The organism is Paenibacillus sp. PastF-3 (genome assembly GCF_029893135.1).
GTDB lineage: Bacteria > Bacillota > Bacilli > Paenibacillales > Paenibacillaceae > Paenibacillus_AQ > Paenibacillus_AQ nitricinens.
In genome coordinates, this window is the sequence record NZ_JARXWM010000004.1 from 241,048 (window position 1) to 267,926 (window position 26,879).

Below are 26,879 nucleotides of genomic sequence, written 5' to 3' on the forward strand. Positions count from 1 at the left end.
TACCGTTTATTTCTTCGCAATATGCACTTTAAGCTGCTTGCCCTTTACGGTCGTCTCTCTCATCGCTTGCAGTACCATAGCACCCTTACCGTTCAAAATATCCACATATGTCACATTGTCCTGAATCGAGATAATGCCGATATCTTCGGCGGACATCCCCTCAAGCTTCGCGATAGTTCCTACAAAGTCCACGGCTCTTAGCTTCTTTTTCTTGCCGCCGTTGAAGTACAGCTTCATGATCTCTTTGTTCAAGCTTTCGCTTTTGTCCTTCTTGCGGACAGGCTGCTTGTTAATCTTCTGCTCAAACGCTTCCTTCGCGTAAGCAACGGCATCATCTGAAGGAGCTTTCATAGTTGGGATGCTGAAGCCTATATAGCCTTCAATATCCTTCACCCACTTTTGCTCATTTGGAGTGACAAAAGTGATCGCTTTACCCGTCTTACCTGCACGAGCGGTTCTGCCTGTACGATGTACATAGCTTTCTTTTTCCAGCGGAATATCGTAATTAATCACGTGGGTGATGTTCTCGATATCAATCCCTCTAGCCGCCACATCTGTAGCGATTAGATAACGGAACTGCCCTCTTTTAAAAGCGTTCATGACCTCAAAGCGCTCGTCCTGCTCCATTCCCCCGTGGATCTTATCACATGGATATTCCAGATCAGCCAGCCCTCTAAATACCGTATTCACCTGTTCTTGTGTGCGGCAAAAGATAATACAGCTGTCCGGATTCTCCACCGTAATAATATCGCTCAGTAGCGAGAACTTGGCAGCTTGTCTCACTTCGATCAATGCATGCTCAATTGTAGCGGTTGTAATTCCACTTGCTTGTATCTCAATTTCCACCGGATCGCTCATATATTTCCGGCACAAATTCTTAATCACTTCCGGTAATGTAGCGGAGAAAACACAAGTCACTCGTTCTTTTGGCAGCTGCTTAATGATCTTTTCGATCTGCTCAATGAACCCCATGCTCAGCATTTCGTCTGCTTCATCGATGATCAAATACTTGATCCGATTTAGCGGAAGCGTACCTCTTTCAATATGGTCGAACACACGTCCAGGCGTACCTACGACAACATGTGTTTTTTGAGTAAGCTCAATTTTTTGTGGAGCAAAGGGCTGCTTACCGAAAAGAGCCACAGCCTTAACCCGTTTAAATCGTCCAATGTTGGTAATATCCTCTTTCACTTGCATGGCAAGCTCCCGAGTAGGCGTTAGAATCAAAGCCTGCGGCTTATTCTCCACCCAATCCACCAAATCACAGACCGGGATTCCGTAAGCTGCCGTCTTTCCACTACCCGTTTGCGATTTAACGATCAGATCCTTTTGCTGAAGAGCTACAGGGATCACTTTACTTTGAACTTCTGTTGGCGTCTCATATTTCAGAACATCCAGCGCTTTAATAATGTCTTCGTTTAACTCATAATCTCTAAATTGCAATTCACTCATCGTTCAACCTCTTCTATGCCGATTGTTCTGGTTAAAGCGGAAACTCCGCGATCCTTCATCTTGTGCATACTTATCATTATAACAGCTATTGGCTCCCTTGATTCCATTCCTTATAGAACTGGTCCAGATAATTAAGCATAAAATCATGCCGTTCTTCTGCTAACTTGCGTCCATAGGTTGTATTCATCAGGAATTTTAATTTTAATAACTTTTCATAAAAATGATTGATAGCTGTTCCTTTGCTGTAATCCCTGTACTCCTTTTGAAGCGATTCATCTCTTGGAGACACTTCCGGATCATAAGCCGGACGACCTTTCGCCCCTGAGAAAATAAAGGTTCTGGCAATGCCAATCGCACCAAGCGCATCAAGTCGGTCGGCATCTTGAACCACTTGGCCTTCAAGCGTCTGCATCGGTTCTCCCCCGCCACCGCTAAAGGACATCGTCTCAATAATCATCATAATATGATTCATTTGTTGCTCATTTGTAAGATATGAAGAAAGCCAAGTACGTACTTTATGCAAACCTTCTTCTTTAGACGGATTAAGCTTCTCGTCAGCAACATCATGCAGCAAGGCGGCCATCGTGCAGACAAATACATCTGCGCTCTCGATCTTGGCAATTTCAGCGGCGGTGTTGCGCACTCTGTCGGAATGCCACCAGTCATGACCCGTAGTATCTTGTCCCAGTTGTTCTTTAACAAAATCTTCGGTCCGAGCTATAATTAAAGATTTATCCATCGTAGAAAAACTCCCTTTCCGTAAGGAATATCGAAGCCTTATTATAGCTGATAACTTGTCCATTCGCCCACTAGAAATCGAACCTAATATAAATTCTTACTTGCATGACTCGGAATGATCCGCTATAATCGGCAGTATCAAATTTTCGAAGGGAATTGGTTCTGGTGAATACAAATACAATCATGCTGAATCAACTTCATTATTATCACAAACAGCGTTAGCATTCCTGAATTTTTTCAGGGAGGCTAACGCTACTCGCGTTGGCCTCCCTGCGGCATAGATACGCGCAGGACCAAGAGGTCCTGCGCGTTTTTTATTTTCTAAACTATGCCAATTCAAAGGAGCTACTAATGATGCAAAACATTAAAGGAACTTATGACTACTTCGGTAAAGAGCAAGCGCTCAGAAAGAACATTCAAAAAACGCTGCAGGATTTGTTCGAACTCTATGATTTTGAATCTATGGACACCACATTATTAAACGAACTGGAATTATTAACCTCGAAATATGCAGGTGGAGATGAAATTCTCAAGGAAATGTACCAACTCTCGGATCAAGGCAACCGCAAGCTAGGGTTACGCTATGATCTGACGATTCCTTTTGCTAAAGTGATCGCATTAAATCCAGGGATAGAGTTCCCCTTCAAAAGGTATGAGATCGGAAAAGTGTTCCGAGATGGACCCGTAAAACGCGGGCGTCTGCGTGAATTCCTACAATGTGATGTCGATGTGGTCGGCATTTCCGGCCCTGAGGCTGAAGCTGAGCTAATGCAACTGGCTACCGAAGCTTTCCGCAAGCTGGACATTCCTATCATCCTAAAATGGAACAATCGACGTTTTCTCGGTGAGATTCTAGCATCCATCGGCGTACCTGCAGAAGAGCAACTTTCCGTTATGCTTACCCTTGATAAACTGGAGAAAATCAATATTAATGGAGTGGAGAACGAGTTAATTGGCAAGGGGCTAGAACCTGCAACCATCGCAGCGATTCTAGCGCTTATCGAAATGAACTGTCCAAGCTTTGAGCAGTTATGCAATAAATACAATCTTACAACGCAACCGGGTGCGTCAGAGGTTCTCGTCCTTCAAAATCTAATCCAAGACATTGGACTACAGAATACTTGCCGCTTCGATCCTTTCTTATCACGAGGTCTTTCATTCTACACAGGAACAGTTTACGAGATCTTTGATGCATCGGGTTCCTTTCCCTCAAGCTTGGGTGGTGGAGGCAGATATGACGCGATTATCGGACAGCTAGTGGGCAGAGAGGATATTGAATATCCTACGGTTGGGTTGTCTTTTGGTATGGAGTCAATCATGGCGCTCCTGGCAGAACGACCTACCCAAGAAAATAGTGCAGCTAATGTTATGGTCATTCCCATTGGTGAGACACTACCACAAGCTTTGATTGCAGCGGCTGAGCTGCGTGCTTGTTCTATAAGAACCACTCTCGTATCTGGTAAAAGAAAATTAAAAAAGCAACTCGCCACAGCCTCATCCAAAAACATCCGTTACGTAATACTGATCGGCGAAAGCGAAGCAAGTGATGATAAGGTGCGTTTGAAGGATATGGCGGAACAAACAGAGGTTATCGTCCCGCTGGATGAAGCTATATACCTCATCACTGGCTAAGCTGGTATTCACTTTAAAAAGATCTCATAAAAAAAAGACCCCGCCGACGGCCGGCGGGGTAAAGTTTATATTTAAGGGAGGTTATATATGTACTATAACCTTGCAAGCTTAATATTTTATGAATGACGGATAAAGATTCCCTTAATCCTTCTTAGATCTTAAACCGATCTACCAGCGCCTGTAGCTCCTTGGCACTTTGGGTATTCTCGTCAGCCACCGTAACTTCATGGAATGTCTTCTCAACGATATCAGCCGTCTTCACCGCAATATCCTGAATCCCAATAGCCCCCTCATTTACTGTAGCAGCCACTTCATTGACCGCTATAGAAATACTAGATACCGCCATACTTAGATGATCGGCCGCGGTCTCGAATTGATTCATCAGCAAATTCACTGTAGTAGCATCTCTGTTATATTGCTGACTTACCTCCGTTAGCCGCTCATAATCTCCAAGAACATTCTGGTCAATAAAAGCAAGTAACGCCTCTGAATTTTCCTTCATTAGTTCAACAGAAGCATATACACCTGAAACGACCCCTTGAATCCCAGCCGCAGTCTCTGACGATTTCTCAGCCAACTTGCGGATTTCACCAGCTACAACAGCAAAACCTCTACCCGCCTCACCTGCTCTAGCCGCTTCAATCGCTGCATTCAAAGCAAGCAGATTAGTCTGACTAGTAATCGATAGAATCGTATCCGCCAGTACATTAATCTCCGAGATCGCATTCGACTGTTCAATTGCTTTTTCCATATCGATACGAACAGATTCATACACTCGCTTCGCATTATCCGTAGACTCTAACGCCTCATCTTGTAACTCCATCGCCCGCTCACTGATCTGTTTGGAAACTTCCGCGCCTTCCTTTACATTAATGGAGATCTCGGATACATTAACATCAATTTCAGTAATCGCTGCCGTCATCTCTTGTGTTGAAGCTGCTGTCTCTTCCATCCCTGCCGAAAGCTGCTGTGTTGTTGCCGAATTGTCATGAGCATTCTCCCGCACATCTATAGACAGCTTTTCAAGAGTCTCCGCATTATCAAGCACCTTGGTCGAGATCGTGATTAGACTACTCGCCATATCACGAAGAATAACCCGTGTTCGGAGCATCGCAATGGCTATCGTACCTGTTTCATCTTTGTTTTTCGTCAGATACTCGTACTGGGAGTCATACGTCAAATTCAGCTCTGCCGTTCTATTTATCAAATCTGTCAGTTTAGTAATCGGTGAAGAGATTTTTTGGGCAAAATATAAAGCAATCAACAATGCAATAATCAAACTTCCTGCACCCAGCAACAGATTAAAGCTTCTCATCTCGTTCACTGGTTTTACAATTTCATCTAAATTTGCGGTTAGCCCAAGCAACCAGTGGGTCTCAGGCATAACGGTGTAGGCTGATTTTTTATCCACATCATTATATGTATAGCTAAGTAGGCTATCTTCTACTTTTTCACCAGATTTCACACGCTTCACCACAGCCATGATCTGATCATTGGCAACAGGCTGTCCTACTTGCTTCTTATCCGGATGGTACAGTGTATTCCCATTCTCATCGAGAAGATAAGCATACGAAGTCGTTGTATTTACTACTTTTGCATCTGCTAAATACTTAATCATACTATCTGCAGAAACCGCTGAAGCAACATATCCTATCATCTTCCCGTTACTCTTAACCGGATGCACAAAAGCCACCACATAAGCCCCAGTAGATTTTGATTTTAGCGTTTCGCTAATGACCGGCTCCGCGGTCTCCATAACTTTTTTCGTATAATTTCTTTCACTAAAATCCGTACCAATAAGCTTAATGTCACTATCAGCCACAGCGATGCCTTTCATATCACTGACAAAAGCATGTTCCAGGTTCCCAGCATCCTTCACAATTCCCTGAAGGCTGATATTTACCTCATTCTGTAGCTCACTCCCATTGGCGATTCCACCATTCCCTGCTTGGAGTAATAATTCGACAATTTCCGACCTTCCGGCAATAAGCTCAATACTTCTCTGCTCCTTCGAAATCATAGACGATATGGTCTGAGCTTTATTCGTATTGACCTGCTTCATAGAATTCTCAGTAAGGCTAACAATTGCCTGAGTTGACCTTAAATATGTAAAAACCCCCATTACAGCAATACATAATAGGGTCACACCTATCATCATAAGTGATAGTTTAAGACGAATCTTCATTTTTCCTCATCCTTCCGACTACTGTTCATTAGCGAACAATGCAATTGTAAATAATACAACTACTATCGGATATGTTGATAAATTAGTGAATATTGGCGAAGTGAAAATACGGAAAATATCAAAAAATGTCGAATTTTTGCATATAAATGCAGAAAAAACTAGTTCTACTAGTTCGGTAACCTTCTTCATACTAGTTATTAAGACCTCTTTTTTCTCTAAAGTGAAGTAGGCGGATCTGACTGGGACGCCGGGGTAACTTGCGTGATTGCACCATCTATTAAGGGGCGTTTAGTTCTACTACGTAAAAAAAGACCAGACATTGCAGCGAGAATTTGCTGGAATAACATTCCTGATATCACGGGGAGTGCAACAGCCGGAGGGAAATATTTTACTGCGAGCACAGCTCCCGCGCTTAAATTACGCATGCCGGAATTAAATTGCACAGCCACAGAATCTTCATAGCTAAAACGGAAACGGCGTGATACTAATGCTCCGATTACATATCCAAGAACCACGGTTAAGAAGGTTACGCCAATAATAATTGCCAATTTACTATCCGGGTGTTTCAGATAACGGGCAATGCTGGCACCATTAATAGAAACGACCATGAACAACCCAACCTTTACGAATGGGGAAAGCGGAGGTCCACATACCGTATTCACCTTACCTTTTGTCCATTGATTCAGAAGCATCCCGACCACTGAAGGAATGACAACCATCCATAGGAGCCCTTTCATCATTTCCCCAAGTTGAATCTCCACACTTGCTCCCATGAGCAAATACAAGGTACCCGGAACGACAATCGGTGACAAGAGCGTATCGATCAGAATAATTGCCAAAGTTAATGCAATATTCCCGCCGTATATGGATACCCACACCACGCTAACGACACCCGTTGGGATCGCAAACAACAGTACAAATCCAGTCACTGTGTAAGGATCTCCCGGAAAAAAAGCACTTGCAACGAGCCAGCCAATGAGCGGCATCACGATATGAAGAATAATCATCAACACGATCAGCTTCTGTGGTTTCAGCAGTACGCCCAGCAGATCTTTGAGATTGGATTTCAAGCTTCCGATCAATGTCATAAAAGCGAATATCCAAGGGACGAGACCTGTGAATGGTAGCAGTCTGCTTTCATTAAGCACGCCAACGACGATGGCAGTAGGGGTTAATAATGGCATGATTTTTTCGAGTACAACATTGGATTTGATGAGTCCATTTTTTATATTCGTAAGCATGTCTCGCACACCTTATGTATGGATGTCATACATTCCTTATCCGCAAATTTATGTTGTAGCAGTCTCTATAAGCTTACAGAAATCATACAGGACTTTCCATTAATCTACTACACAAAAAAGGAACCAATTCTTTAAATTGGCTCCAAGTAGTAATTTTATAGAAATGCTTAACGATTTAAACCCCTTGCGGAAACAATGCATCCAGTGCTGGACATGGCAGTTTATCCAGAAACTGAGCCAAAGGCGCTGGCATGTTACTGTATAAGTCCTTCAGTGAGGTTCCCTGATAAATGTTGCCAATAATAACGGGATGACATAATTCAGAGATCAGGATGTCCCCATTTCCATGTAGATGAAGCTGTTTCTTGCCCTCTATGCAATGTGGAAAATAAACGCCCTGTTGCTCCTCGAACCCAAGCATATCCATAAAACGGTCCATGCAAGTGAAATACAAGATCGTATCCTCTTTCTTCATAGCGATCAGTTCACTCACAGCATTCTTTAATTGTTCGCGGGCAGCTATAGACTTCCAGCCTGTATGATCCATGATAATACTGTTCTGAATCTCATGTGTTCTAACACCCATCGCGTAGACATGATCGCTGATTTCCTTCATGTTATCCTGAGTTTCGCTGAACAACAGCGTCTCCAGCACCGTATCTACACTAGATGCCGCGAACATAGTAATGTTCTCTCTAATTTTCTCATAGATGCTTGGATGAATATTATAATAACGAGAGAAGGCGTCCGCAGTAGTAAAATTGAAGGAAATATGTATCGTCGTTAATCCTGCCGCGACCAATTGATCAATCCTTTCAGCATTTAAAAGACTGCCGTTCGAATTCAGCTGTGTCTGAATCCCTCTGGATGAGCAGTAGTTTACAATCTCAACACAGTCATCGAACTTTAATGTGACCTCGCCACCTGACAAGCGTACTCTTTTCAGATCAGGAAGCTCTTCAAGAATTCGGATAACCTCTTTAGAATTGATGCTTTGTCCATCATTTCTATTATACGCACAACAATAATCGCAGCGGAAATTACAGTTCGAGGTAACTCCTATTTCTAAGCCTTCCAGCTCATAAGTAAGCGGTTTGTCTAATTCCAATGCTTTATATCTCATACTCTAAAGTCCTCCTGAAAAATAATGATTTGATTCAAGGGCTCAATCTTAGAGATTATAAAGGTTTATGGATTAGGTTAATGTGAGGTTTATAACAGTCGAAGTGTGTTTGAGAAATCCAGGTCAGCAGCTTCAGTCGTAACTCCGGAATGTTTAGACTTCCGGAGACAGCCCATGCTTACGAAGTGAGCTTTCCTACGGAAAGCTTTCGGGCGGTCGCTATCGCTTCTACAGTTCCAAACTTCCCTTCGTCACTACTCAGCTGATCTCATTTTTCGTAATGCTTTCCTTCTTCGAAAGAGTTGCCACCTGATGGTATCCACACACTCAGGTGAATTTTCTTCTCATTTACGACTGAATAAACATAAATCCAACCTTCTTCGTTTTTAAATCTAACTTGTAAATGATAAGGATTTAGTGATTGAGCTGTTCTGTTTTTCGGGATACTTGATAATCAATCCAGTAGGGACGAATAGCGAAGGATAATAGCAAAAGTACAGTTATTGAAGATACTATAATTAAACCAGACTTCCTAATCTTACGGGGTAAAAACAAGGCTACTCCAAATATAATGAGGACAAAAACAACCGCAACATCACCCTCCTCTGAATCAGGCTTCTTTCGAAGTCCATGACTCATTTACTGGTCCGAACCATTAATTTCCAGTATAATGCTTTATTGTAAGTAAACACAACTCATGCAGAACTCTTGAAAGGAGCCAAAAGATGAGGAAAATCATCCTAAACGCACTCATTATCCTAATATTCATATTTGTTACAGGCTGTACATCTAATGCTGATACTGTTGATACACCGCTGTACTCAGGGAAAAGCTTATTTATAGGTGTTGTTGGCGAGGTCCCTAAAATAAGAGAAGAACATATCCACTTCACAAGTATTTCTTTTGAGGAGTTAGAAGATTACGATGAACTTGCATCTGATTATGATGCCGTAGTTATTATGAAGGAGCATCTGCAAGAAGCGGACGACAATAAGTATGTTAAAGTATATACTCATGCAGGGATTCCTTTTTTCTTTATACAGTCTACCAAGTCATTTATGCCATTTGTTCTTGAAGACGTATCATATGAGCACTCTTCTTTAAAAGACTTTAATAATAATATGTATGCCACAGGATATTTTCATAATGGTGAAAAATATAGATCTTGGGAATATGGGCTTTACAACGACAAAATAAATGACCCCAACATTAAAGATGCCTACTCGCGGATATTCACTACTATCGAGTCCATCGAGAATGGTACGTATGAATAGGCATATCCCCCTTCGTAAGAGAAAGATCATTTATGCCGTAAAATTTATAAATTCCGATCCATTTTAGATTTCATATCCCAAACTCCCCTACCTCCTGCACCCAGTCATTGAAATTGTGATGGAAGATGGCAAGGGAGATTTATAGGGAAAAACTCCCTATTTTCAGGATGATTTCTTCACAATTACCCAGTTATGCGGAATTTCTCCCTATAATACGGGGAATTTTCTAAAAAACGATGATATCCGCTGAAATATAGGGAGAAATTCCCTATACTCCACCTGTACAACCCTAAAATGCAGAATTTATAGGGAGGATTTCCCTATACTTTAATAGATCTATTCCATACTAGCTTTATGTGAGAAAGATAAGGATAATTTAATGCGTAAGCATATAATATTTTTCCTTATAAGAAAAAAAGGCTGCCAAATGGCAGCCCTTTTCTTTTGATAACGTATCATAATCCCGCCTATAATTCCACCGACTTACCCATCTCATTCCAGACAGGCTGTCCAATCAAGCCCACACGCCAGATTGCAATTCCTTTAAGACCATAACGTTTGGCAAGTCCAACCTTGGAATTCACTGAAGTTTCATTCTCACTATAAACGGAAATACCGAGAATCAGCTTATCCTTGCTCACTTGCTGAAGCGCAAGCCGGATACCTTCATCAACTAAACTCATCGGCTCTGGCATTTTTTTCTCCTGCAAATAATCATAAGCCATAATGACCAAATCGTCTGCGAGGCTGCCTAGCGTCTTGTAATCATAACCTTTATAAGAGCTGTTTAATGGATGAAGGATAACCGTGAGCTTAAGACCTGCTGCATGTGCTTTTTGAGACAGATTCTTCACAAACGCATTATAATCTGCTTGAACCTTAGCTTTATCTCCTGTGAGACCCAATCCCTCAAGATCCAGCGTGATGCCTTGGAATCCCTTTTGTGTAGCCAGATCAACGATTCCTGTAATCGTCTGCTCTTGAAGCACTTTATCTTCCAGGTTCTTCGTCAGCTCGGATGCAGTATCACCAGAAAAGACCATCAGATAAGGCGCTGTGCCCCCTGCTGCTGCATTTGAGATAATAGACTCTGGAGTTACATCCCCAGCCGCTTGAGGCCATCTAAAGTCAGTGCCTGTCGTGGTGAATTGTCCGCTTTTATCAATCCCGCTCCAACCAAAAGCTACCGCATCAAAGCTAGGAAGCAAGGAGATTTCGCTGTATGAGCTAAGCGCATAGAAGCCCAGCTTGTACATATCCGTCTTGGGTGAAGTGATGGATACCGTCTTCGTCGCTTGATCCCAAGCTACCCCCGCACCAAACTGCTGGCCGAAGAAGCTAAGCGGAATCATCGTGTTATTGCGGATCGTTTGGGGAGCAACCCCTAGCTTCACCACTTCGCCATTTACGCCTGCATTTTTGCTGCCAAGCGTCAATGTTACCACTTTAGTACCCGCCGTATCTGTCTTGGTCGCGGTAATTTTCTTAAGCGCTTGATTCCACTCTACGTTGATCCCCAGCGCTTCAGAGATCGCCCGGAATGGAACCATCGTGGTTCCGTTCATCACAACAGGTTCTACTGGAAACGGCAGTGCATAACCGTCCAGCATAATACTAACTCCACCTGCAGGTGCTGCTTGTGTAGTATTTTGGAGTAATGCCGTGGTGCCACCTAGCGATATCGCCAGACATAAGACCAATTTACCAATCCGTTTGTTCATGACTGTTAAGTCTCCCATCTTCCATAATATGAAGTGTAATCTCTTAAACTCTTTATATGTCTTCTACCATTTTACCAAAGATTATCCAATTGTAAAATTAATAGATTGTCATTTATGAGCTTCGAAATTATTTTTCATATTAGTAGAGGTCAACAAAATTACATAAACACGCTCAAAAAGGTACCCACCGCTCGTTCAACATCTACATCCACAGCAACTTGTATGGGCTTACCCACTTTTGGCTGAGCCCGCAAATCCGCTACGACCATTCCAGATGTAAACTCACCTTTGTGCTCCACACGAACATTCATTTCTTTATAGCTTACTAGATCTGGTTGCAGCGCAACCATAAGCGCGAGTGGATCATGCAGCGGTGCACTGTTAATCAAAAAGTTCGCTTCACGATAGAAGTTAAAATAATGAGTGAGCGATTGTTCCATAAACGAAATGATCGCTTTATTCTCTTCACGTCCAAAACGGTTTAATAAATCGATATGCTCTTGGGTAATCCGCGTCTTAAGCGTAACGTCTAAACCCACCATCAGAACGGGAAGTCCAGATGTAAATACATGATCAGCAGCTTCCGGATCTCCAGCAATATTCGCTTCTGCAACCGGTGTTCTATTGCCGGGATTAAAGATCGTACCGCCCATCACCACTACTTTTTTCAAAGTATTCCTAATACCAGGGTCCAAATCAAGCGCCATCGAAAGATTGGTTAGATGTGCCAGTGTAACTAATACAATTTCTCCGGGATTCTCATTAGCCATCCGAACAATAAACTCAGACGCAGTCTCGCTAATGGGACGCTGGCTGGATGGAGCAATTTCCACATTACCAATACCGTTCTCACCATGCACATGAGTGGCGTAGCCTGAGTGCTCACGAACGAGTGCCTTGGATGCTCCGACGGCTACAGGAATCTCATACCCAGGCTTAGCAAGCTCAATCAGTCGCAGAGAATTGTCCGCCGCCTTTTCGACATCAATATTCCCAAAAACGGTTGTAATTCCTTCTACAATGACATTTGGAGCACGTAAGGCATATAGAATTGCCAGTGCGTCATCAATACCTGTGTCTGCATCAATAATAATTCGTGTTTTGCTCATTTATTTTCTCTCCCACCCTTTAATGTCGTATGGATTATCATATCATGGCCTACCCGTACGCTCAATTTTATTCCTTTGCTGTTCTTTAAAAATATGAATAAAGCTTTCAGGATCACACTCTACCAAATAAGTATATACACCCTTACTCGTGTAGAGATAGAACATCCCCTCTGAACCTCCCATTGAGCGATAGGACATATCTAAAATATCTTTTATTGGAAATTCACGATGACGAGTCACAACTCTATCTTTGTACAAATACATAAAGCGATTGCATGTAATACTTCGTTGTTCTCCATCCTTAACTTCTCGCTGTATCTTATAGTACGGAAGCTGAGCTACCCATTTCATTTGAAGTCCTCCTGCTTGACGTAATGGACTCCATTTTATTATTCTTTTTACCTTTTTGCAAAATAAAGAAGCTCGACGATCCCCTTAGAAGGAATCATCAAGCTTCAGGAATACCTTTTATTTCGCAGTATAAGCTACAGCTGCCCGGCAAAAGCGTTCTAACGCTTCAACTAGAGTAGATCTAGGACAAGCTAGATTGATCCGCAGATGACCTTGTCCCTCAGTTCCAAAGACAGAGCCTTCATTAAAAGCAACTTTAGCCTCTTTGTACATTAGCTGTTTAAGTCCATCAATATCCAGATTCAGACCGCGGCAGTCAACCCATAGGAGGTATGTGCCTTGCGGAAGCATCACTTGGACCTGTGGCAAATGCTCTGACAGATAGCTAATCGCATAGTCCACATTGCCTGACACGTACTCTAAAAGCTCATCCAACCATTCTTCACCATCATTATAGGCAGCTTCTACTGCACCTTGGGCGAAGAAGCTAGCCATATGTAAACTCAAGGCTTTCATTTTTAGATCAAATTTAAGCTTTAATTCCGGATTGGAAGACACGATAAAAGAAGATTGTAACCCCGGTAGATTGAAGGTTTTGGTCGCAGCAAGTGTGGTCAGTGTAATATTCGCAATTTCCTCAGATAAGGATGCAAAAGGGATATGCTCATAACCTGGAAGCGCCAAATCACAATGAATCTCATCAGAGATTACGGTCACTCCATAACGCAGACAGAGCTCACCAAGCTTCAGCAGCTCTTCTCTTTCCCATACTCTGCCACCCGGATTATGCGGACTGCATAAAAGCAGCAGCTTGGCTCCACCTTGCATCAGCCCTTCCAATTGCTCATAATCCATCTCGAAGCGTCCATTACGAATAACAAGCGGATTCTTGGCGACCTTGCGATCATTCATTTGGATGACATCATAGAAGGGATAATAGACTGGCGACTGTAAAATAACCTCGTCCCCTGGCTCAGTAAACAGCTCTACAGAAAAACTTAAGGAGGTTACGATTCCTGGAGAATCCGAAATCCATTCCGGTTTAATTTCCCAATCATGCCGTCTTCTGAACCACGAGGTGATAGCTTCTTTATAAGAGTCACTAGGTACACTGTATCCGTAAACCCCTTGTTCTGCGCGGCGCAGAATCGCTTCCTTCACTGCAGGAGGACTTTCAAAATCCATGTCTGCCACCCAAAGTGGCATTATATCCTTCTCACCAAACAACTTCTCGGACTGGTCCCACTTGTAAGAACGTGTATTACGGCGGTCAATTACGCGATCGAAATCATACTTCAATTAAAGTCACCTCATCCTTATAAACTTGTCCCTTATTGTATCATGAGGCGGAGGATATCGCACTCTGGATAAGAAAGAACGCACTTGTCGAAAGTGCGCCCTCTTTAACTCACGTACAGCTTTGTATCATTTCTGCAGCCACTCTACCAAGCGTGAAGATATAAATTCATGTCCCTGACAGTGACACAAGCCTACTCCTTAGCCTGAAAGCTCGCGGACAGCAGACCACTCACGCCAGGCTTAGCCATAAACAATCCTCCCGCATGCGGATACTGACAGATCTCATCTTCATTTAGACCTGTCCTTGCAGTCGTAATGTAAAGCTCTGTTAAATCACTACCGCCGAAGGTGCATGAGGTGACAAAAGGCGCTGGAACTCGAACCAGTCCAATCTGCTCCCCCGTATTCGGATCCCAGCGTGAAACACAACCCCCGCCCCAATGGGCGACCCAAAGCATTCCTTCGCTATCTATCGTCATTCCATCTGGCAAACCTGTACCATCAGGAATCTGAAAAGCGACTCTCCGGTTACAGATCTTTCCGGCCACTTCATCGTAGTCAAATACATCCACATGTCTCGTAGGCGTATCAATATAATACATTCTGCTCCGTGCGTAATCCCACGCCAATCCATTCGAAATACCAATGCCAGACAACACTTGGCGACAAAATCCGTCGGGCTCAAGGACATACAATCCTCCAACTTTCGGCTCATTATCCATATTCATCGTCCCCACCCAAAGTCGGCCTTGTCGATCGCATTTTGCATCATTGGATCTGTTACGTGGAAACTCTGGTTCAATCGAAATCATTTGGACAGGAGATCCTTCGAGAGAAGAGAGATAGACCCCATCCTCCATAGCTAGAACAAGTCCACCGGCAGTCGTTGGAATAACTGCGCTGACCATAAGATCAAAAGAGCGGACGGTTTCACTGCCTGTGACTCTGTCATATATTCTAAGCTTCTTACCCGTAATATCTACCCAATATAACTGGTTGAATTCAGCATCCCAATGTGGTCCTTCACCCAGCTCTGCCTGAGCATCGATAATCAATTCTGCCTGAATCTCTGTATACTCCAAAACGCTCACTCCTTCCTATTTTCTACACATTAATATCCAAAAACCCTACATCCGAACCTTTCAAAAGCAATGTATGCCGATCACACTAGTTGTGACGAGCACGTAAGGGGATACATGCATTATGACCTTTTCACCTTAGTAGCTCAACTCTTCCAGCGGAATAAGAAGACCTCTCCTATTTCTGTCCAAGAGCACTACAACATAAGTTGAGTAAAAAAACAGCCCCCAAATCCTGGGGGCTTCAAATCATCAATTATATTTTATCAATAGGCTTACGAATCGCTTCGCCAACCTTCACAAGAATATCAGACATCGAAGTCTCATCATTCACATCATAATCATCAATGTTCAAACGAAGCACTGGACAAACTGTAAACTCGTTGATCCATTTCGAATATCTGCCATGCATATGCTCCCAGTAGGAAACATCCGTTTGAATCTCCATCTCACGGCCACGTTCATTAATTCGCGTCAGAATGGAAGGCAGACTGCCTTCAATATAAATCAGTACATCAGGATGCGGGAAGTACGGCGTCATAACCATAGCTTCATACAGGCTGGTGTAGGTTTCATAGTCCGTCTTGGACATCGTACCTTGATCCGCATGCATTTTCGCAAAAATACCGGTATCCTCATAGATGGAACGGTCCTGAACAAAACCACCGCCGAGTTCGAACATCTTCTTCTGCTCTTTGAAACGTTCAGCAAGAAAATAGATTTGCAAGTGAAAGCTCCATCTCTCAAAATCATGATAGAACTTTTCGAGATAAGGATTGTGATCGACCTGCTCTAGCGAGGTTTGAAAATTAAGTCTTTTGGCCAAGGCGCCTGTTAAAGTGGATTTCCCCACCCCGACAGTTCCAGCCACGGTAATAATGGAATTTTCCGGGATATGATATGAATTCATTTGATTAGCTCCTTTATATAAGAGACAATTTCAGTGAAGTGTTCCGGATTCTCCACGAAATCGACTGCATTTCCATCAATGGTAATAATTACGGTCGAAGGCTCCTGAATGGCTAGAGAGGCCATCGCGTCATCATAATCTTTAATTAATTGCTCCAAATACGCAGTATCCATTCCCTCTTCAAAGGGCCGCCCACGTTTTTCAATTCTGCTTAATAATGTATCTAAATTGGCTTTAATATAGAGAATAATATTTGGCTTTGGCAGGTCATCCGTAAGCACATGATAAATTTGCCGATACTTTTCACGTTTCGTTCCATTCAGCGTTCGTTCTCCAAAGATGAGGTTCTTATAAATATGGTAATCGGAAATGACCGGGATCCCTTTATCTATGTATTGTGTAACGGTATCTTCAAGCTGTTTATACCGGTTACAGAGAAAAAACATCTCCAGTTGAAAGCTCCAATCGTCCATGTTCTCATAAAATTTAGCCAGAAACGGATTCTCATCGACAATCTCTTTGATGATCGGTAAATTTAATTCTTCTGCTAGCATAGAAGCTAATGTTGTTTTTCCAGCCCCGATTGGGCCTTCCACTGCAATAAACGGTGCTTGTTTCATTGACGCTGACTTCCTCCTCAGATACAAACCTTTCAATAGCTAAATCAAGAATAAACGCCTTCGGCGTCCTTATAAGGACGGTAAGTGTTTAAGCGTGAAATATAAGGATAAAGTATAGCGTGAAACTTATACTCTCTTATATTTTAAAAAACAGACTAAATTATTGTATCACATGAGACCTTTCTTGTGAGTGGGTAAATATGAAGAAACTTTTCCAGTAGTTCTAGCGTCTATATGTAAGATAATGGATTATAGTGTAGACATAATGAAAATATTTAATAAGAAAAGAGAGGTATTCCTATGAAAAAATGGATCAGCATGGTTAGTGCTCTTCTCGTATTAAGCCTCGCCTCTAATGTAAGCGCAGTTGCAGCAGAGAAGTCGGTCACAACTACTAACCTCACTTCGTATGGAGCGGATTATCTGACCAAAACAGATGGTTCCTTCTGGGTATGGGGAGGGAATCGCTCTGTCCCCACTCAAATCCATGACCTGAATGAGGTACAAGCATACTTTGGTTCTCAATATGTAATGAAGAAAGACCTTTCGGTCTGGCAATGGAGAACATCGGCATACTCTGAAGCTGTTAAAGTGACACCCGTTCAAGAGTTAGACAATCTGGCAGATATGTTCATGGCAGGAAATAGAACGATAGCCCTTAAAGGAGACGGGACGATTCTAAGCGCCCCCCTTTCATCCGATGGACTCACTTCCTCCGCGTTCACACCGGTTTCCGGCGTCGATAACGTGGCAGCTGTGGGCGGTTACTATGAGTCTGATCTTCATAAGAGCTGGACACGTTACGTGTTCTTAAAGAAAGATGGAACTGTTTCTACTACACGCGATGACTTCGAAAGCTTCGAAACCATCCAAAAATTGACGGATATTATTCAAATCAAAAACAACCTAGCACTCAAGAAGGACGGTTCCATATGGAGTTGGCCAGTCCAAGATTATTACAAGAACCAAGGAGCTCCAATAGATCTATCTGCAACGCCTATTAAGGGAATCAGTAATATTAAAAGTTTAAAAGGTAATCAGAACAGCCTATTAGCCATTGACGGGGCCTCCCAATTATGGTTCTGGGGCGCTACCATTACAGGTTCCTCTGACGGAACAACATACCATGAACAATCACCGGTTCTCCTTAAAGGAATCAAGAATGTAGTCGATGTTTACATCGTAGAGCGGACTATTGTTGCATTAACTGGGGAAGGAAATCTCTATCAGACTTCTATTGAAAACGAGAGTATGTCCTCTGATTCAAAATTCACACTTCTTGATACTGAGGTAAGCAGCATTAAGAATGGTGCACGACATATCATCATGCAAAAGAAAGACGGTTCCCTATGGGGTTGGGGTGTCAATAAGAACGCACAGCTAGGATACGGAGACTATGAATTCACCCATGAAGCACCCGTCCCAGTTCAAAAGCCAATTTCTATCTCCCTAAATGGTGAATCCATCCCTCTTTCCAATGGTGTTATCACTCGAAACGGGCAGAATTTCGTCCCCCTCCGATCTCTGTTCGAGAAATTAGGCGCGACGATTACCTTTAAAGAGAACTTAACTGCAGCCAAAACGGTAGATAAACAAATCATGATCACTCGTACAGCTTCAGATAAGCCCGCTCTCGCTATCGGTATTAACGGTGTAACAGGAGCGACAATGGTGAACAATAAATCCGTGAATCTCCCTACACTCCCCTTCATCGTAAATGGATCAATGTATCTGCCGCTTCGATTTATCAGTGAACAACTTGGCGCAAAGGTTGAGTGGCTCCCACAGGAGGAGCGCATCGCCATCACAATGCAATAAGGAGTAATCAAAAAAAGGTGTCCCATCACGGGACACCTTTTTATTAATCTTAAGATAAACGTTCGCTGAAATCTTCGAAAGCGAACTGTTTGATCACTTTGATTCCCTCTTCTTCATTGTAACTAACAATAGAAGGCAGGTTCACACCGTTAAACATATGGTTCTTCACCATGGAATAATGGGCCATATCAAGGAATACGAGTCTATCTCCGTATTTCAAAGGCTCCTTAAAGGAATAATCTCCGATAACGTCACCCGCTAGGCAAGTCATTCCACCTAATCTGTACGTATAAGGAAATTCCCCAGGTTGTCCAGCATCAATAATGTTCGGACGGTACGGCATGGCCAGTACGTCCGGCATGTGGCACTCTGCCGAGGTATCGAGAATCGCAATATCCATTCCGTTATGCATCACATCGAGAACGGTAGCTACCAGATATCCGGTATTAAGCGCTACTGCTTCACCCGGCTCCAGATAGATTTCCACACCGTAAGTCTCTTTCATGTGTAGAATGCACTTGACCAGGGTCTCTAGATCATAATCAGGACGTGTAATATGATGACCGCCACCGAAATTAAGCCATTTCATTCCTTTGAGATAAGGTCCGAACTTCTCTTCGACTACCTTGAGCGTACGCTCAAGGGTATCCGAATTCTGTTCGCACATTGTATGGAAGTGTAGTCCATCAATGCCTTCAAGCTCTTCCGGTCTGAAGTTAGGGAGAGTTACTCCCATTCTGGAATAATTATAGCACGGATCATACAGCGGAACTTCGATCTCGGAATATTCCGGATTCACACGAATGCCGCAGCTGATATGCTTCGGTGCATTCTTAACGCGATCCTTGAATCGATTCCACTGGTCAAAAGAATTGAACACAATGTGATCGGAATATCCAAGAAGCTCATCGAACTCACTATCTATATAAGCTGGTGCGTACACATGAACCTCTTTGCCCATCTTTTCATAGCCAAGTCTGGCTTCAAACAAAGAGCTTGAGGTTACGCCATGCAAGTACTTTCCAACTAACGGATACAAGGAATGCATGGAGAAGCCTTTTTGTGCGAGCAAAATCTTTGCTCCAGTACGTTCCTGTACAGAATTCATAATCTCAAGATTACGTGTAAGCAATCTTTCATCTACAAGGTAACAGGGTGACGGGACCGCGCTGATATCTATATCCATTATCGCGCCTTAGTCTAACAGCGTTGGCGAGAAATCTTCTTGCCAAGGCAGACCATGTTTATTTAAAGCTTCCATGAATGGATCTGGATCGAACTCTTCAACGTTGAATACGCCCGGTTTCTTCCAGATTCCTTTTATAATTAACATCGCTCCGATCATTGCAGGAACGCCTGTAGTGTAGGAAATGGCTTGGGAGCCAACCTCTGCATAGCACTCTTCATGATCGCAAACATTGTATACATAATAAGTTTTTGGCTTTCCGTCTTTAGTTCCTTGGATGATACATCCAATGTTCGTTTTGCCTTTTGTTCTTGGTCCCAAGGAAGCCGGGTCAGGTAAAATCGCCTTCAAGAATTGCAGAGGAACGATCTCTTTTCCTTCATACATGATAGGCTCGATAGAAGTCATGCCCACATTCTCAAGCACTTTCAAGTGAGTCAGGTAATTCTGCGAGAAAGTCATCCAGAAACGGATCTTCTTCACACCCTTGATGTTAACGGCCAAAGACTCTAATTCTTCATGATACAAAAGATAAATATCCTTTGGTCCAATTTCCGGAAGATCATATACTTTTTTCTCGGAAAGCGGTGCTGTTTCAATCCACTCGCCATTCTCGAAATAGCGGCCATTGGCTGTAATTTCACGAATATTGATTTCAGGATTAAAATTTGTTGCAAATGGATATCCATGATCACCAGCATTGGCGTCTACAATATCAATAGTATGAATTTCATCAAAATAGTGCTTTTGAGCGTAAGCTGTGAACACGCCCGTTACACCTGGATCAAATCCACTGCCTAGCAACGCGGTAAGACCTGCTTTTTCGAATCTTTCTTTGTAAGCCCACTGCCAAGAGTATTCAAATTTCGCTGTATCTTGTGGTTCATAATTGGCAGTATCCACATAGTGCACTCCTGTTGCCAGGCACGCATCCATGATTGTCAGGTCCTGATATGGGAGAGCGACATTAATAACGACATCCGGCTCAAAGCTCTTGATCAGTTCAATGACTTCGTCCGTATTATCTGCATCGAGCTGAGCAGTAGAAATCTTCGTGCGGCCTCCGGCTAATTTATCTTTCAGAGCGTCACATTTCGCGACAGTTCTGCTAGCTATGCAGATCTCTTCAAATACATCCGGGTTCTGGCAGCATTTGTGAACAACAACACTGGAAACACCGCCAGCGCCAATAATTAACGCTTTTCCCAAAATAAAAACCTCCTAAAATTCCATTTGCAAAATCAACAAGGCTGATTATACATAATATTTTTGAATAAATCAATAAAAACCGACAAAAAATGATGTTTATTGTGTAAAATCTTCAAAGATTCTTGTTAATACTCTTGAATACTCATATTTCCTCGATTATCCACCTATATATCTTATGAAAATCGCTGGAATGGAGTAAATTTCCGGAAACTAGGACAACTAGATTATTCTATCACAATAGGGGGCTACTTCATACGATTTATTTTAAATTCAATGTGAAACCTCACCACCCTTTCAACTCCGCGTAGAGACGTTCAGTTTCAGTGGCATCCTTATTGTTGTAGAGCACATATACATCCGGCAATTTAATCACAATATATGGCGGAGAATTTTTCACAAGATAGACCTTACTCTTCCCCAACCCGTCAAACTTAAAGTTTCCAATGGCTACTGTATCCGTCGCAACGCCATTTGTTCTTCGGCCTCTTGGTAAGCTGTCCACAAGCGTCAGTTCTTGCACATCCTTCATGGCGAAGCTGTAATTATACATTGGATATTCAATCGAGACCCTTCCTTTTGTGTCTGTAGTTAAGGTAGGTGTTGAGAAATCAGTCTGAACGCCCATCCAACCCGTCCCGATCAACAGCAATATAACGAATACAAAGAGGCCGTAGTATATACTCTTACCCGTTTTTGTCCCAATATTAATCGTAGTGCCGATCCCAAGACGCTTCGGAACCATAACAGAGCGATCATTGGGGTTATTATACGTTGTCCCATTAATCCAATATTCATCATCATCCGTATACAATATCTCATGATCACCATTTAGCAGCGCAGCTTCAAGTTTCTTCAATTTATGATGTACATAAAAAATACCTGTCACCGGAATAACGGAGAACAAGAAGATACCCAAACTCCATACTATAGTTGAAGCCGCTCCATTTAAGGATAAGGCAAACACCGAAATTACGGCGATACAGCTATTGATGATAGCCATTCCAAACCATAGCAAGGACCAATATCTACGATTAGCCTGGTTAAGCAGGATATTAGTCTCGCTGTTATTCGTGTAAATTTTAGTCTTCATTCGATTAAAGGAGATAGCAATAATACAGAAAAACACGGTCAGCCCTAATGCTGTACCACCAGCCATTCGAACAATTTCAATATTTTCCTCCGGAACTGGGATCATAAAAGATAACGTAGCAATTAGTGCAGGAATTATGTACCAGTATAAAGAAAGACTCATTTTCTTTTTTAGCAGAGATAGCTTGGTATCCATTCGAACCATTCGCTTCTCTCCCACGAACCACTCATTTTCCCGTTTCAGTTCTACCGCTGCATGATGTGCCTTAATGAATGGAATTCGAAGCAGAAGCATCATAACACTCGTCCAAACATAAAAAAAGATCAGTGTGAAAGAGAGATAGCCGCTCAAGAACAAAATAGGAATCAAAGCCAGAAATGATAGGAGTCCATACTTTTTATATCTCTTCTCAGTTGAAATTTGCAGTTCGCGCAGACGTTCATCCTCAAGAGCAAACGCCGGAAGACTAACCCCAAACCACAGATTATCCTTCAGCTTCAAAGTACTCCTATACGTAAAAAACATAATAACTAAAATAACTATAGCTATACAAAAGAAAACGATAGCCATCTGAGTGTCCTCCTATTCCGTGATGGATGTAGACTTAAACGATACGGATGAAAAGATTCCAGCACACATTTGCATAAACTCCTCCCGGCCAATCCCTTTTACACTTGCCTCCGAGATGACTAACCGTAGTTCATTTTCCAGCTTCTCCTTAAACTCTGGCTGTCCATTCCCTATCGGAGCAACTGTAGCACCATGCCTGCGATCTATCGATATGAAGCCTTCATTCTTCAAAATCGCGTACGCTTTGTTCACGGTCATTGCGTTTATCCCTAAATCTTCAGCCATTTGCCGCACTGTTGGTAATTTCTCCCCATCCGCCAGTTCACCTGAGCCAATTCCAATCACGATCTCATTACGAAGCTGTACATAAATTGGTGTATCACTTTTAAAATCAAGCGTTATGATCATATTATCCATCCATTCAAAAAAAGTATTATTTGTATTAGTGATACTAATACAAATAATACTTAATGTCAAAATACCCCTATTTAATTCGAATGGATTTGAACAGCATAAGCTTCTGCATCCCACTCTACTTTAGCGCCTAACATTTCACTCACCAGTCTTAAAGGTACATATACACTATCATTAATAAAGACTGGCTTTTGATCTGTGGCTATTACTTTTCCATTTACAGTCGTTTGTCCATTAACCGAATTTAAAATCAGCGTAGTAGATGTAGATTTCTTCACAGCAATAACTGATCTCGATGGAACGTCCCAACGTACATCCACTCCCATTTGCTGAAATATTCCTCTTAAAGCAACGTAAGTAGAATTGTTGAGCAATAAAGGAGGCATGGTCAGATCCATTTCACTATTGTTCAACAGGACCTGTATCGATTTTTTCACGGGCTGAGGTGTGTCAATCATAAAATCTCTAACCCCCAACCCAGTCTGTCCAAATTCATTCGTTCCCCATGCAAGAACGTGACCGTCTTTTAAGAGCACATAATGATTTCTGTTCCCGCTGGTAATCGAAGCTGCATTTTGAATACCACTAATCTGCTTAACATTCATTTTATTTTTATCATCAACGGTCCACTGCCATACGGTCCCATCAGCTTTTACTGCAGAGTCCGTTGTCATCGATACGACATCAGTGAGTCCTGGGAGCTGAATCGGCTGTAACGTTTTACCCGGATAACTATCTGTGTAATTACCCCATAACCAAACGGTGCCATCCCATCTCAAAGCTGCTCCATACTGCCTATTAATATCTACAGCTTTATATTCCCCGTTCCCCTTAATTTGGGTAGGCTTTAAGACCGTATCCTTTTTAATGCCTATAGTTTTAGATGAACCCCACACCCACACCTCTCCGCCGTTCCCAAGTGCCACTGAATTATTCGATCCTGCAGCTATAGCTAAAATAGAAGGTAGTCCTTTCACCTGCACCGGTGTTAACCCATTTTTCCCTGAATCGTCACCCAGTTCTCCTTGCTCATTGCCACCCCACGCCCAGACCGTCCCGTCTTTTCGAAGAGCCAAGCTATGTGAGCCTCCTGCCGAAACAGAAATCACGTCCGTTAATCCCTTCACTTGAACCGGCTCTACAAGGACCGTCAAAGATTGTACGCCAGTGCCAAGTTGTCCATGTTCATTCCTACCCACTGCCCACACGGTTCCATCATCTTTCAGCATTAAGTTATGCCGATCTCCACCTGAAACTTGCTTCACATGATCAATATGCATTTTGACGGGAGTATACGCCGGCGTAGTTGCTCCATTACCAATAGAGCCGTATCCACCACCCCAAGCCCAGACTGTTCCATCTGCAGTGATGGCATAAGCACTTCTATCCCCCGCATCCAGCCCTGTAATGCCAGACAATAACTTCTTTTCATCCGGGAAATTCACTACACTGTCCGCCTTAACTATTAATGGAGAGACTGCAGCTAGGATAATTGCTGCCCCGACAACCACACTACCTATTCGTCTTATCTGAATTTTAATGCTTGAAATTTGTCTTCCCACTTAAGATCACTCCTTTTAGAATCGGTAGGGTCAACCTATTGATCCACTAATAGAGACCCATTGTATTCACTCTTCTTATATAGACTGTGGAATATTATGTAAAGTTGCGAAAAACTGTAATTTTTTAAATCAATTTATACGCATTTAGCCTGTAGTTTAGGATTGAAGCTGGTTTTAACTGTTTATATGGCATAAATCGCTTGTTGCTGCGCTCTAGGTCTCTCGTCCGTCTTTTGACACACGAAAACTTCAAGAGCATAATAGGCTTCGGCATATTGCAACGGATTCCCACAACATATAGGGTTATGCAGGGTTATAGTGTGTTTTGCACCAGAGAGGATGATAACGAGTGAAAAAAGATTTTCGGATAAAAAATAAGCCCTTTCTAATCTTTAGCTTCGTCCTGCTCTTAAAATGCGCAGTGGCCTGGTTCGTGGTATTTAGTGACGGACCTAATTGGAGCATGCTGCTCACAGAGATTCCGTTCTTCTTTATCGTATTTGGACTCATTGAGTGGATGGCTTCCAAGCGGAAGTTTCTGTATTACATGATTGCGAACTTATTGATTTCAGTAATTTATTTTGCTGTCCTTATGTATTACAAGTATTACGGAATCATTGCTACCTACCACGCCTTACAACAAGCGGATAAAGTTACCAAGGTTGGAGAAAGCACATATTCTTTGCTGGACCCTTATTATTTGTTCATTTTTGTGGATATTTTAGTCTTCATGTTCTTTATGTTCCGTCCCAAATATATTGCGGCCTGGAAAGAAAGAGGCATGAACCGGCGTATGAACCGAACCGCCTTGCTTGGGATCATTAGCGTTTCCCTGGCGATCTGTGTCTTTAATGTTTGGCCGAATCATGCCAGTATGAACGAGAATAAAAAGGCAGAGAGTATGGGGATTCTCAATTACGAGGTATATACCATCTTTGCTGACAGCACAGAAAAGCAAGAAATGATCGACAGCAAAGAAATTACGCAGCAGGCAGTGGACGCTACAAAGGGGATTACGGAGCCAGTCTCTCCGAAGTATTGGGCAGCGGCTCAAGGTAAGAATCTCATTGTAGTGCAAATGGAATCTTTTCAGAATTTCCTGCTTGGCTTAAGCATCGACGGACAGGAAGTGACTCCCAATCTAAATAAGCTTATAGCAAGCGAACATTATTTCAATAACTTCTATACGAATGCGGGGCAAGGTACAACATCAGATGCAGAGTTTGTAGTGAACACCTCGCTATATGTTCCTCATCACGAAGTAGCTACTTCCTCCAACTATATGACTAAAGAACTACCCAGCCTACCTAAGCTGATGAAAGCTAACGGATACAATACGGCCACCTTTCACACCAACAGCGTAGAATTCTGGAATCGCAAAACTTTATATAAGGTGCTGGGCTTTGACAAATACTACGATCAGTCCTTCTATGGAGATGATGATCATATCGCATTTGGTTCCTCCGATGAAGTACTGTTTGCCAAGACGGTTCCTGAATTAAGCAAAATGGATGCTGAAGACAATCCTTTTTACGCGATGGTCATCTCTATGAGTGCTCATCACCCTTATAAAATGCCTGAATCAAAATATAAGATGACGCTGCCTAAGCGGTACGAAGGAACCTTAGTCGGCAACTATATTTTAGCCCAAAATTATGCGGATTACGCCATGGGACAATTCCTAGACGAACTGAAGTCCAGCGGGTTATGGGAAGATAGCGTGATTGTCTTTTACGGAGATCATCAAGGTGTATCACTGTACTCTCTTGATGGCAACGAGAAATCTTTAATGGAGGAAATGGTCGGGCATGAATATGGATATACCGATATGTTCAATGTTCCTTTCATTGTTCATGCCCCAGGCTTAGATCAGCCTACTGTGTACACTCAAACCGGCGGTCAGATTGACATCTTACCCACTGTAGCTAATCTGTTAGGCATTTCTATGAAGGATCAGCTCCACTTCGGAGAAGATCTGATGAATCAACAGACCAACCTGCTGCCGGTTAGACATTTTCTTCCCACTGGTTCTTTTATTAATGACACAAGCTTGTACTTGACGGGTGTCGATTATGATGATGGAAATAACTATAATCTAATCGATGGATCTGAAACTGAGGGCGGTTCGACAAAAGAACAATTCGATGCCGTTCAGCGGCTGTTGAATATGTCTAATAGTTATATTCTGCAACGGCCGGATTTATCTTCTACGGAGGATGGCGGACAGAGCAAATAATTGATATAAACGCAAGAATGCCCTTCAGCCATTGGCCGAGGGGCATTCTTGCGTTTATTA

21 protein-coding genes are annotated in these 26,879 nt (G+C 42.6%); 4 read left to right on the top strand and 17 right to left on the bottom strand.

What is annotated here, in order from left to right; genetic code table 11:
• Positions 1 to 6: 6 nt before the first annotated feature.
• Together M2444_RS10740 and M2444_RS10745 are read right to left on the bottom strand one after the other, a co-directional pair.
• A complete protein-coding gene (locus M2444_RS10740; protein ID WP_094878868.1) occupies positions 7 to 1,452 on the bottom strand; it encodes a DEAD/DEAH box helicase in 1,446 nt (481 codons plus the stop codon).
• 85 nt (positions 1,453 to 1,537) lie between these two features.
• Positions 1,538 to 2,191 carry an HD domain-containing protein gene (locus M2444_RS10745; RefSeq protein ID WP_280786920.1) on the bottom strand — a complete coding sequence of 218 codons (654 nt, stop codon included), beginning with the start codon at positions 2,189 to 2,191 and terminating at the stop codon, positions 1,538 to 1,540.
• Between the two features lie 350 nt (positions 2,192 to 2,541).
• Between M2444_RS10745 and M2444_RS10750 the strand changes: the two genes are divergently transcribed.
• Complete coding sequence (locus tag M2444_RS10750; RefSeq protein ID WP_306440495.1) at positions 2,542 to 3,822, top strand: histidine--tRNA ligase; 1,281 nt, start codon at positions 2,542 to 2,544, stop codon at positions 3,820 to 3,822.
• A 151-nt stretch (positions 3,823 to 3,973) separates the two neighbouring features.
• Here M2444_RS10750 and M2444_RS10755 read toward each other — a convergent pair whose 3' ends face one another.
• The 3 genes from M2444_RS10755 to M2444_RS10765 form a co-directional block, all read right to left on the bottom strand.
• On the bottom strand, positions 3,974 to 6,007 hold the full coding sequence (locus tag M2444_RS10755; RefSeq protein WP_280786921.1) for a methyl-accepting chemotaxis protein: 2,034 nt from the start codon (positions 6,005 to 6,007) through the stop codon (positions 3,974 to 3,976).
• A 215-nt stretch (positions 6,008 to 6,222) separates the two neighbouring features.
• A complete protein-coding gene (locus M2444_RS10760) occupies positions 6,223 to 7,248 on the bottom strand; it encodes a bile acid:sodium symporter family protein (protein WP_094878872.1) in 1,026 nt (341 codons plus the stop codon).
• A 175-nt stretch (positions 7,249 to 7,423) separates the two neighbouring features.
• Positions 7,424 to 8,371, bottom strand: a complete 948-nt coding sequence (locus tag M2444_RS10765; protein WP_094878873.1) for a radical SAM protein — start codon at positions 8,369 to 8,371, stop codon at positions 7,424 to 7,426.
• 725 nt (positions 8,372 to 9,096) lie between these two features.
• Here M2444_RS10765 and M2444_RS10770 point away from each other — a divergent pair.
• The gene (locus M2444_RS10770; protein ID WP_280786922.1) at positions 9,097 to 9,645 is read left to right on the top strand and encodes a hypothetical protein; all 549 of its coding nucleotides are present in this window, start codon (positions 9,097 to 9,099) and stop codon (positions 9,643 to 9,645) included.
• Between the two features lie 467 nt (positions 9,646 to 10,112).
• Here M2444_RS10770 and M2444_RS10775 read toward each other — a convergent pair whose 3' ends face one another.
• The 7 genes from M2444_RS10775 to M2444_RS10805 form a co-directional block, all read right to left on the bottom strand.
• The gene (locus M2444_RS10775) at positions 10,113 to 11,366 is read right to left on the bottom strand and encodes a stalk domain-containing protein (RefSeq protein WP_280786923.1); all 1,254 of its coding nucleotides are present in this window, start codon (positions 11,364 to 11,366) and stop codon (positions 10,113 to 10,115) included.
• 158 nt (positions 11,367 to 11,524) lie between these two features.
• Positions 11,525 to 12,475: a nucleoside hydrolase gene (locus tag M2444_RS10780; protein ID WP_280786924.1), complete on the bottom strand. Its 951-nt coding sequence runs from the start codon at positions 12,473 to 12,475 to the stop codon at positions 11,525 to 11,527.
• A 42-nt stretch (positions 12,476 to 12,517) separates the two neighbouring features.
• Entirely contained in the window at positions 12,518 to 12,826 is a 309-nt protein-coding gene (locus M2444_RS10785) for a hypothetical protein (protein ID WP_280786925.1), read from the bottom strand.
• 117 nt (positions 12,827 to 12,943) lie between these two features.
• The gene (locus tag M2444_RS10790; RefSeq protein WP_280786926.1) at positions 12,944 to 14,125 is read right to left on the bottom strand and encodes a MalY/PatB family protein; all 1,182 of its coding nucleotides are present in this window, start codon (positions 14,123 to 14,125) and stop codon (positions 12,944 to 12,946) included.
• 191 nt (positions 14,126 to 14,316) lie between these two features.
• Positions 14,317 to 15,207 (bottom strand): SMP-30/gluconolactonase/LRE family protein, encoded by an 891-nt coding sequence (locus M2444_RS10795; protein WP_094878317.1) that lies wholly within the window; start codon positions 15,205 to 15,207, stop codon positions 14,317 to 14,319.
• 253 nt (positions 15,208 to 15,460) lie between these two features.
• Entirely contained in the window at positions 15,461 to 16,114 is a 654-nt protein-coding gene (locus tag M2444_RS10800) for a deoxynucleoside kinase (protein ID WP_280786927.1), read from the bottom strand.
• Positions 16,111 to 16,734 (bottom strand): deoxynucleoside kinase, encoded by a 624-nt coding sequence (locus M2444_RS10805; RefSeq protein WP_094870903.1) that lies wholly within the window; start codon positions 16,732 to 16,734, stop codon positions 16,111 to 16,113. The genes M2444_RS10800 and M2444_RS10805 overlap by 4 nt, the downstream gene beginning before the upstream one ends.
• Positions 16,735 to 17,034: 300 nt before the next feature.
• Here M2444_RS10805 and M2444_RS10810 point away from each other — a divergent pair, with 300 nt between their 5' ends.
• Positions 17,035 to 18,552, top strand: coding sequence for a stalk domain-containing protein (locus M2444_RS10810; protein WP_280786928.1), 1,518 nt, complete (start codon positions 17,035 to 17,037; stop codon positions 18,550 to 18,552).
• 49 nt (positions 18,553 to 18,601) lie between these two features.
• Here the strand turns inward: M2444_RS10810 and nspC are convergent, their stop codons facing one another.
• The 5 genes from nspC to M2444_RS10835 all read right to left on the bottom strand — a co-directional run bounded on the left by nspC (position 18,602) and on the right by M2444_RS10835 (position 24,583).
• On the bottom strand, positions 18,602 to 19,738 hold the full coding sequence (gene nspC / locus M2444_RS10815) for a carboxynorspermidine decarboxylase (protein WP_042186699.1): 1,137 nt from the start codon (positions 19,736 to 19,738) through the stop codon (positions 18,602 to 18,604).
• A 9-nt stretch (positions 19,739 to 19,747) separates the two neighbouring features.
• Positions 19,748 to 20,947: a saccharopine dehydrogenase family protein gene (locus M2444_RS10820; RefSeq protein WP_060624451.1), complete on the bottom strand. Its 1,200-nt coding sequence runs from the start codon at positions 20,945 to 20,947 to the stop codon at positions 19,748 to 19,750.
• Between the two features lie 283 nt (positions 20,948 to 21,230).
• Positions 21,231 to 22,607: a DUF5808 domain-containing protein gene (locus M2444_RS10825; protein ID WP_280786929.1), complete on the bottom strand. Its 1,377-nt coding sequence runs from the start codon at positions 22,605 to 22,607 to the stop codon at positions 21,231 to 21,233.
• 12 nt (positions 22,608 to 22,619) lie between these two features.
• Complete coding sequence (locus tag M2444_RS10830) at positions 22,620 to 23,015, bottom strand: GntR family transcriptional regulator (RefSeq protein WP_094870908.1); 396 nt, start codon at positions 23,013 to 23,015, stop codon at positions 22,620 to 22,622.
• Between the two features lie 80 nt (positions 23,016 to 23,095).
• Positions 23,096 to 24,583 carry an RCC1 domain-containing protein gene (locus M2444_RS10835; protein WP_280786930.1) on the bottom strand — a complete coding sequence of 496 codons (1,488 nt, stop codon included), beginning with the start codon at positions 24,581 to 24,583 and terminating at the stop codon, positions 23,096 to 23,098.
• Between the two features lie 349 nt (positions 24,584 to 24,932).
• Between M2444_RS10835 and M2444_RS10840 the strand changes: the two genes are divergently transcribed.
• Entirely contained in the window at positions 24,933 to 26,819 is a 1,887-nt protein-coding gene (locus tag M2444_RS10840; RefSeq protein ID WP_280786931.1) for an LTA synthase family protein, read from the top strand.
• Positions 26,820 to 26,879 lie beyond the last annotated feature (60 nt).

Coding starts and splice junctions, on each gene's coding strand:
- M2444_RS10740 (WP_094878868.1), bottom strand. CDS start 1,452: ATGAGTGAATTGCAATTTAGAGATTATGAGTTAAACGAAGACATTATT.
- M2444_RS10745 (WP_280786920.1), bottom strand. CDS start 2,191: ATGGATAAATCTTTAATTATAGCTCGGACCGAAGATTTTGTTAAAGAA.
- M2444_RS10750 (WP_306440495.1), top strand. CDS start 2,542: ATGATGCAAAACATTAAAGGAACTTATGACTACTTCGGTAAAGAGCAA.
- M2444_RS10755 (WP_280786921.1), bottom strand. CDS start 6,007: ATGAAGATTCGTCTTAAACTATCACTTATGATGATAGGTGTGACCCTA.
- M2444_RS10760 (WP_094878872.1), bottom strand. CDS start 7,248: ATGCTTACGAATATAAAAAATGGACTCATCAAATCCAATGTTGTACTC.
- M2444_RS10765 (WP_094878873.1), bottom strand. CDS start 8,371: ATGAGATATAAAGCATTGGAATTAGACAAACCGCTTACTTATGAGCTG.
- M2444_RS10770 (WP_280786922.1), top strand. CDS start 9,097: ATGAGGAAAATCATCCTAAACGCACTCATTATCCTAATATTCATATTT.
- M2444_RS10775 (WP_280786923.1), bottom strand. CDS start 11,366: ATGAACAAACGGATTGGTAAATTGGTCTTATGTCTGGCGATATCGCTA.
- M2444_RS10780 (WP_280786924.1), bottom strand. CDS start 12,475: ATGAGCAAAACACGAATTATTATTGATGCAGACACAGGTATTGATGAC.
- M2444_RS10785 (WP_280786925.1), bottom strand. CDS start 12,826: ATGAAATGGGTAGCTCAGCTTCCGTACTATAAGATACAGCGAGAAGTT.
- M2444_RS10800 (WP_280786927.1), bottom strand. CDS start 16,114: ATGAATTCATATCATATCCCGGAAAATTCCATTATTACCGTGGCTGGA.
- M2444_RS10805 (WP_094870903.1), bottom strand. CDS start 16,734: ATGAAACAAGCACCGTTTATTGCAGTGGAAGGCCCAATCGGGGCTGGA.
- M2444_RS10810 (WP_280786928.1), top strand. CDS start 17,035: ATGAAAAAATGGATCAGCATGGTTAGTGCTCTTCTCGTATTAAGCCTC.
- nspC (WP_042186699.1), bottom strand. CDS start 19,738: ATGGATATAGATATCAGCGCGGTCCCGTCACCCTGTTACCTTGTAGAT.
- M2444_RS10825 (WP_280786929.1), bottom strand. CDS start 22,607: ATGGCTATCGTTTTCTTTTGTATAGCTATAGTTATTTTAGTTATTATG.
- M2444_RS10830 (WP_094870908.1), bottom strand. CDS start 23,015: ATGATCATAACGCTTGATTTTAAAAGTGATACACCAATTTATGTACAG.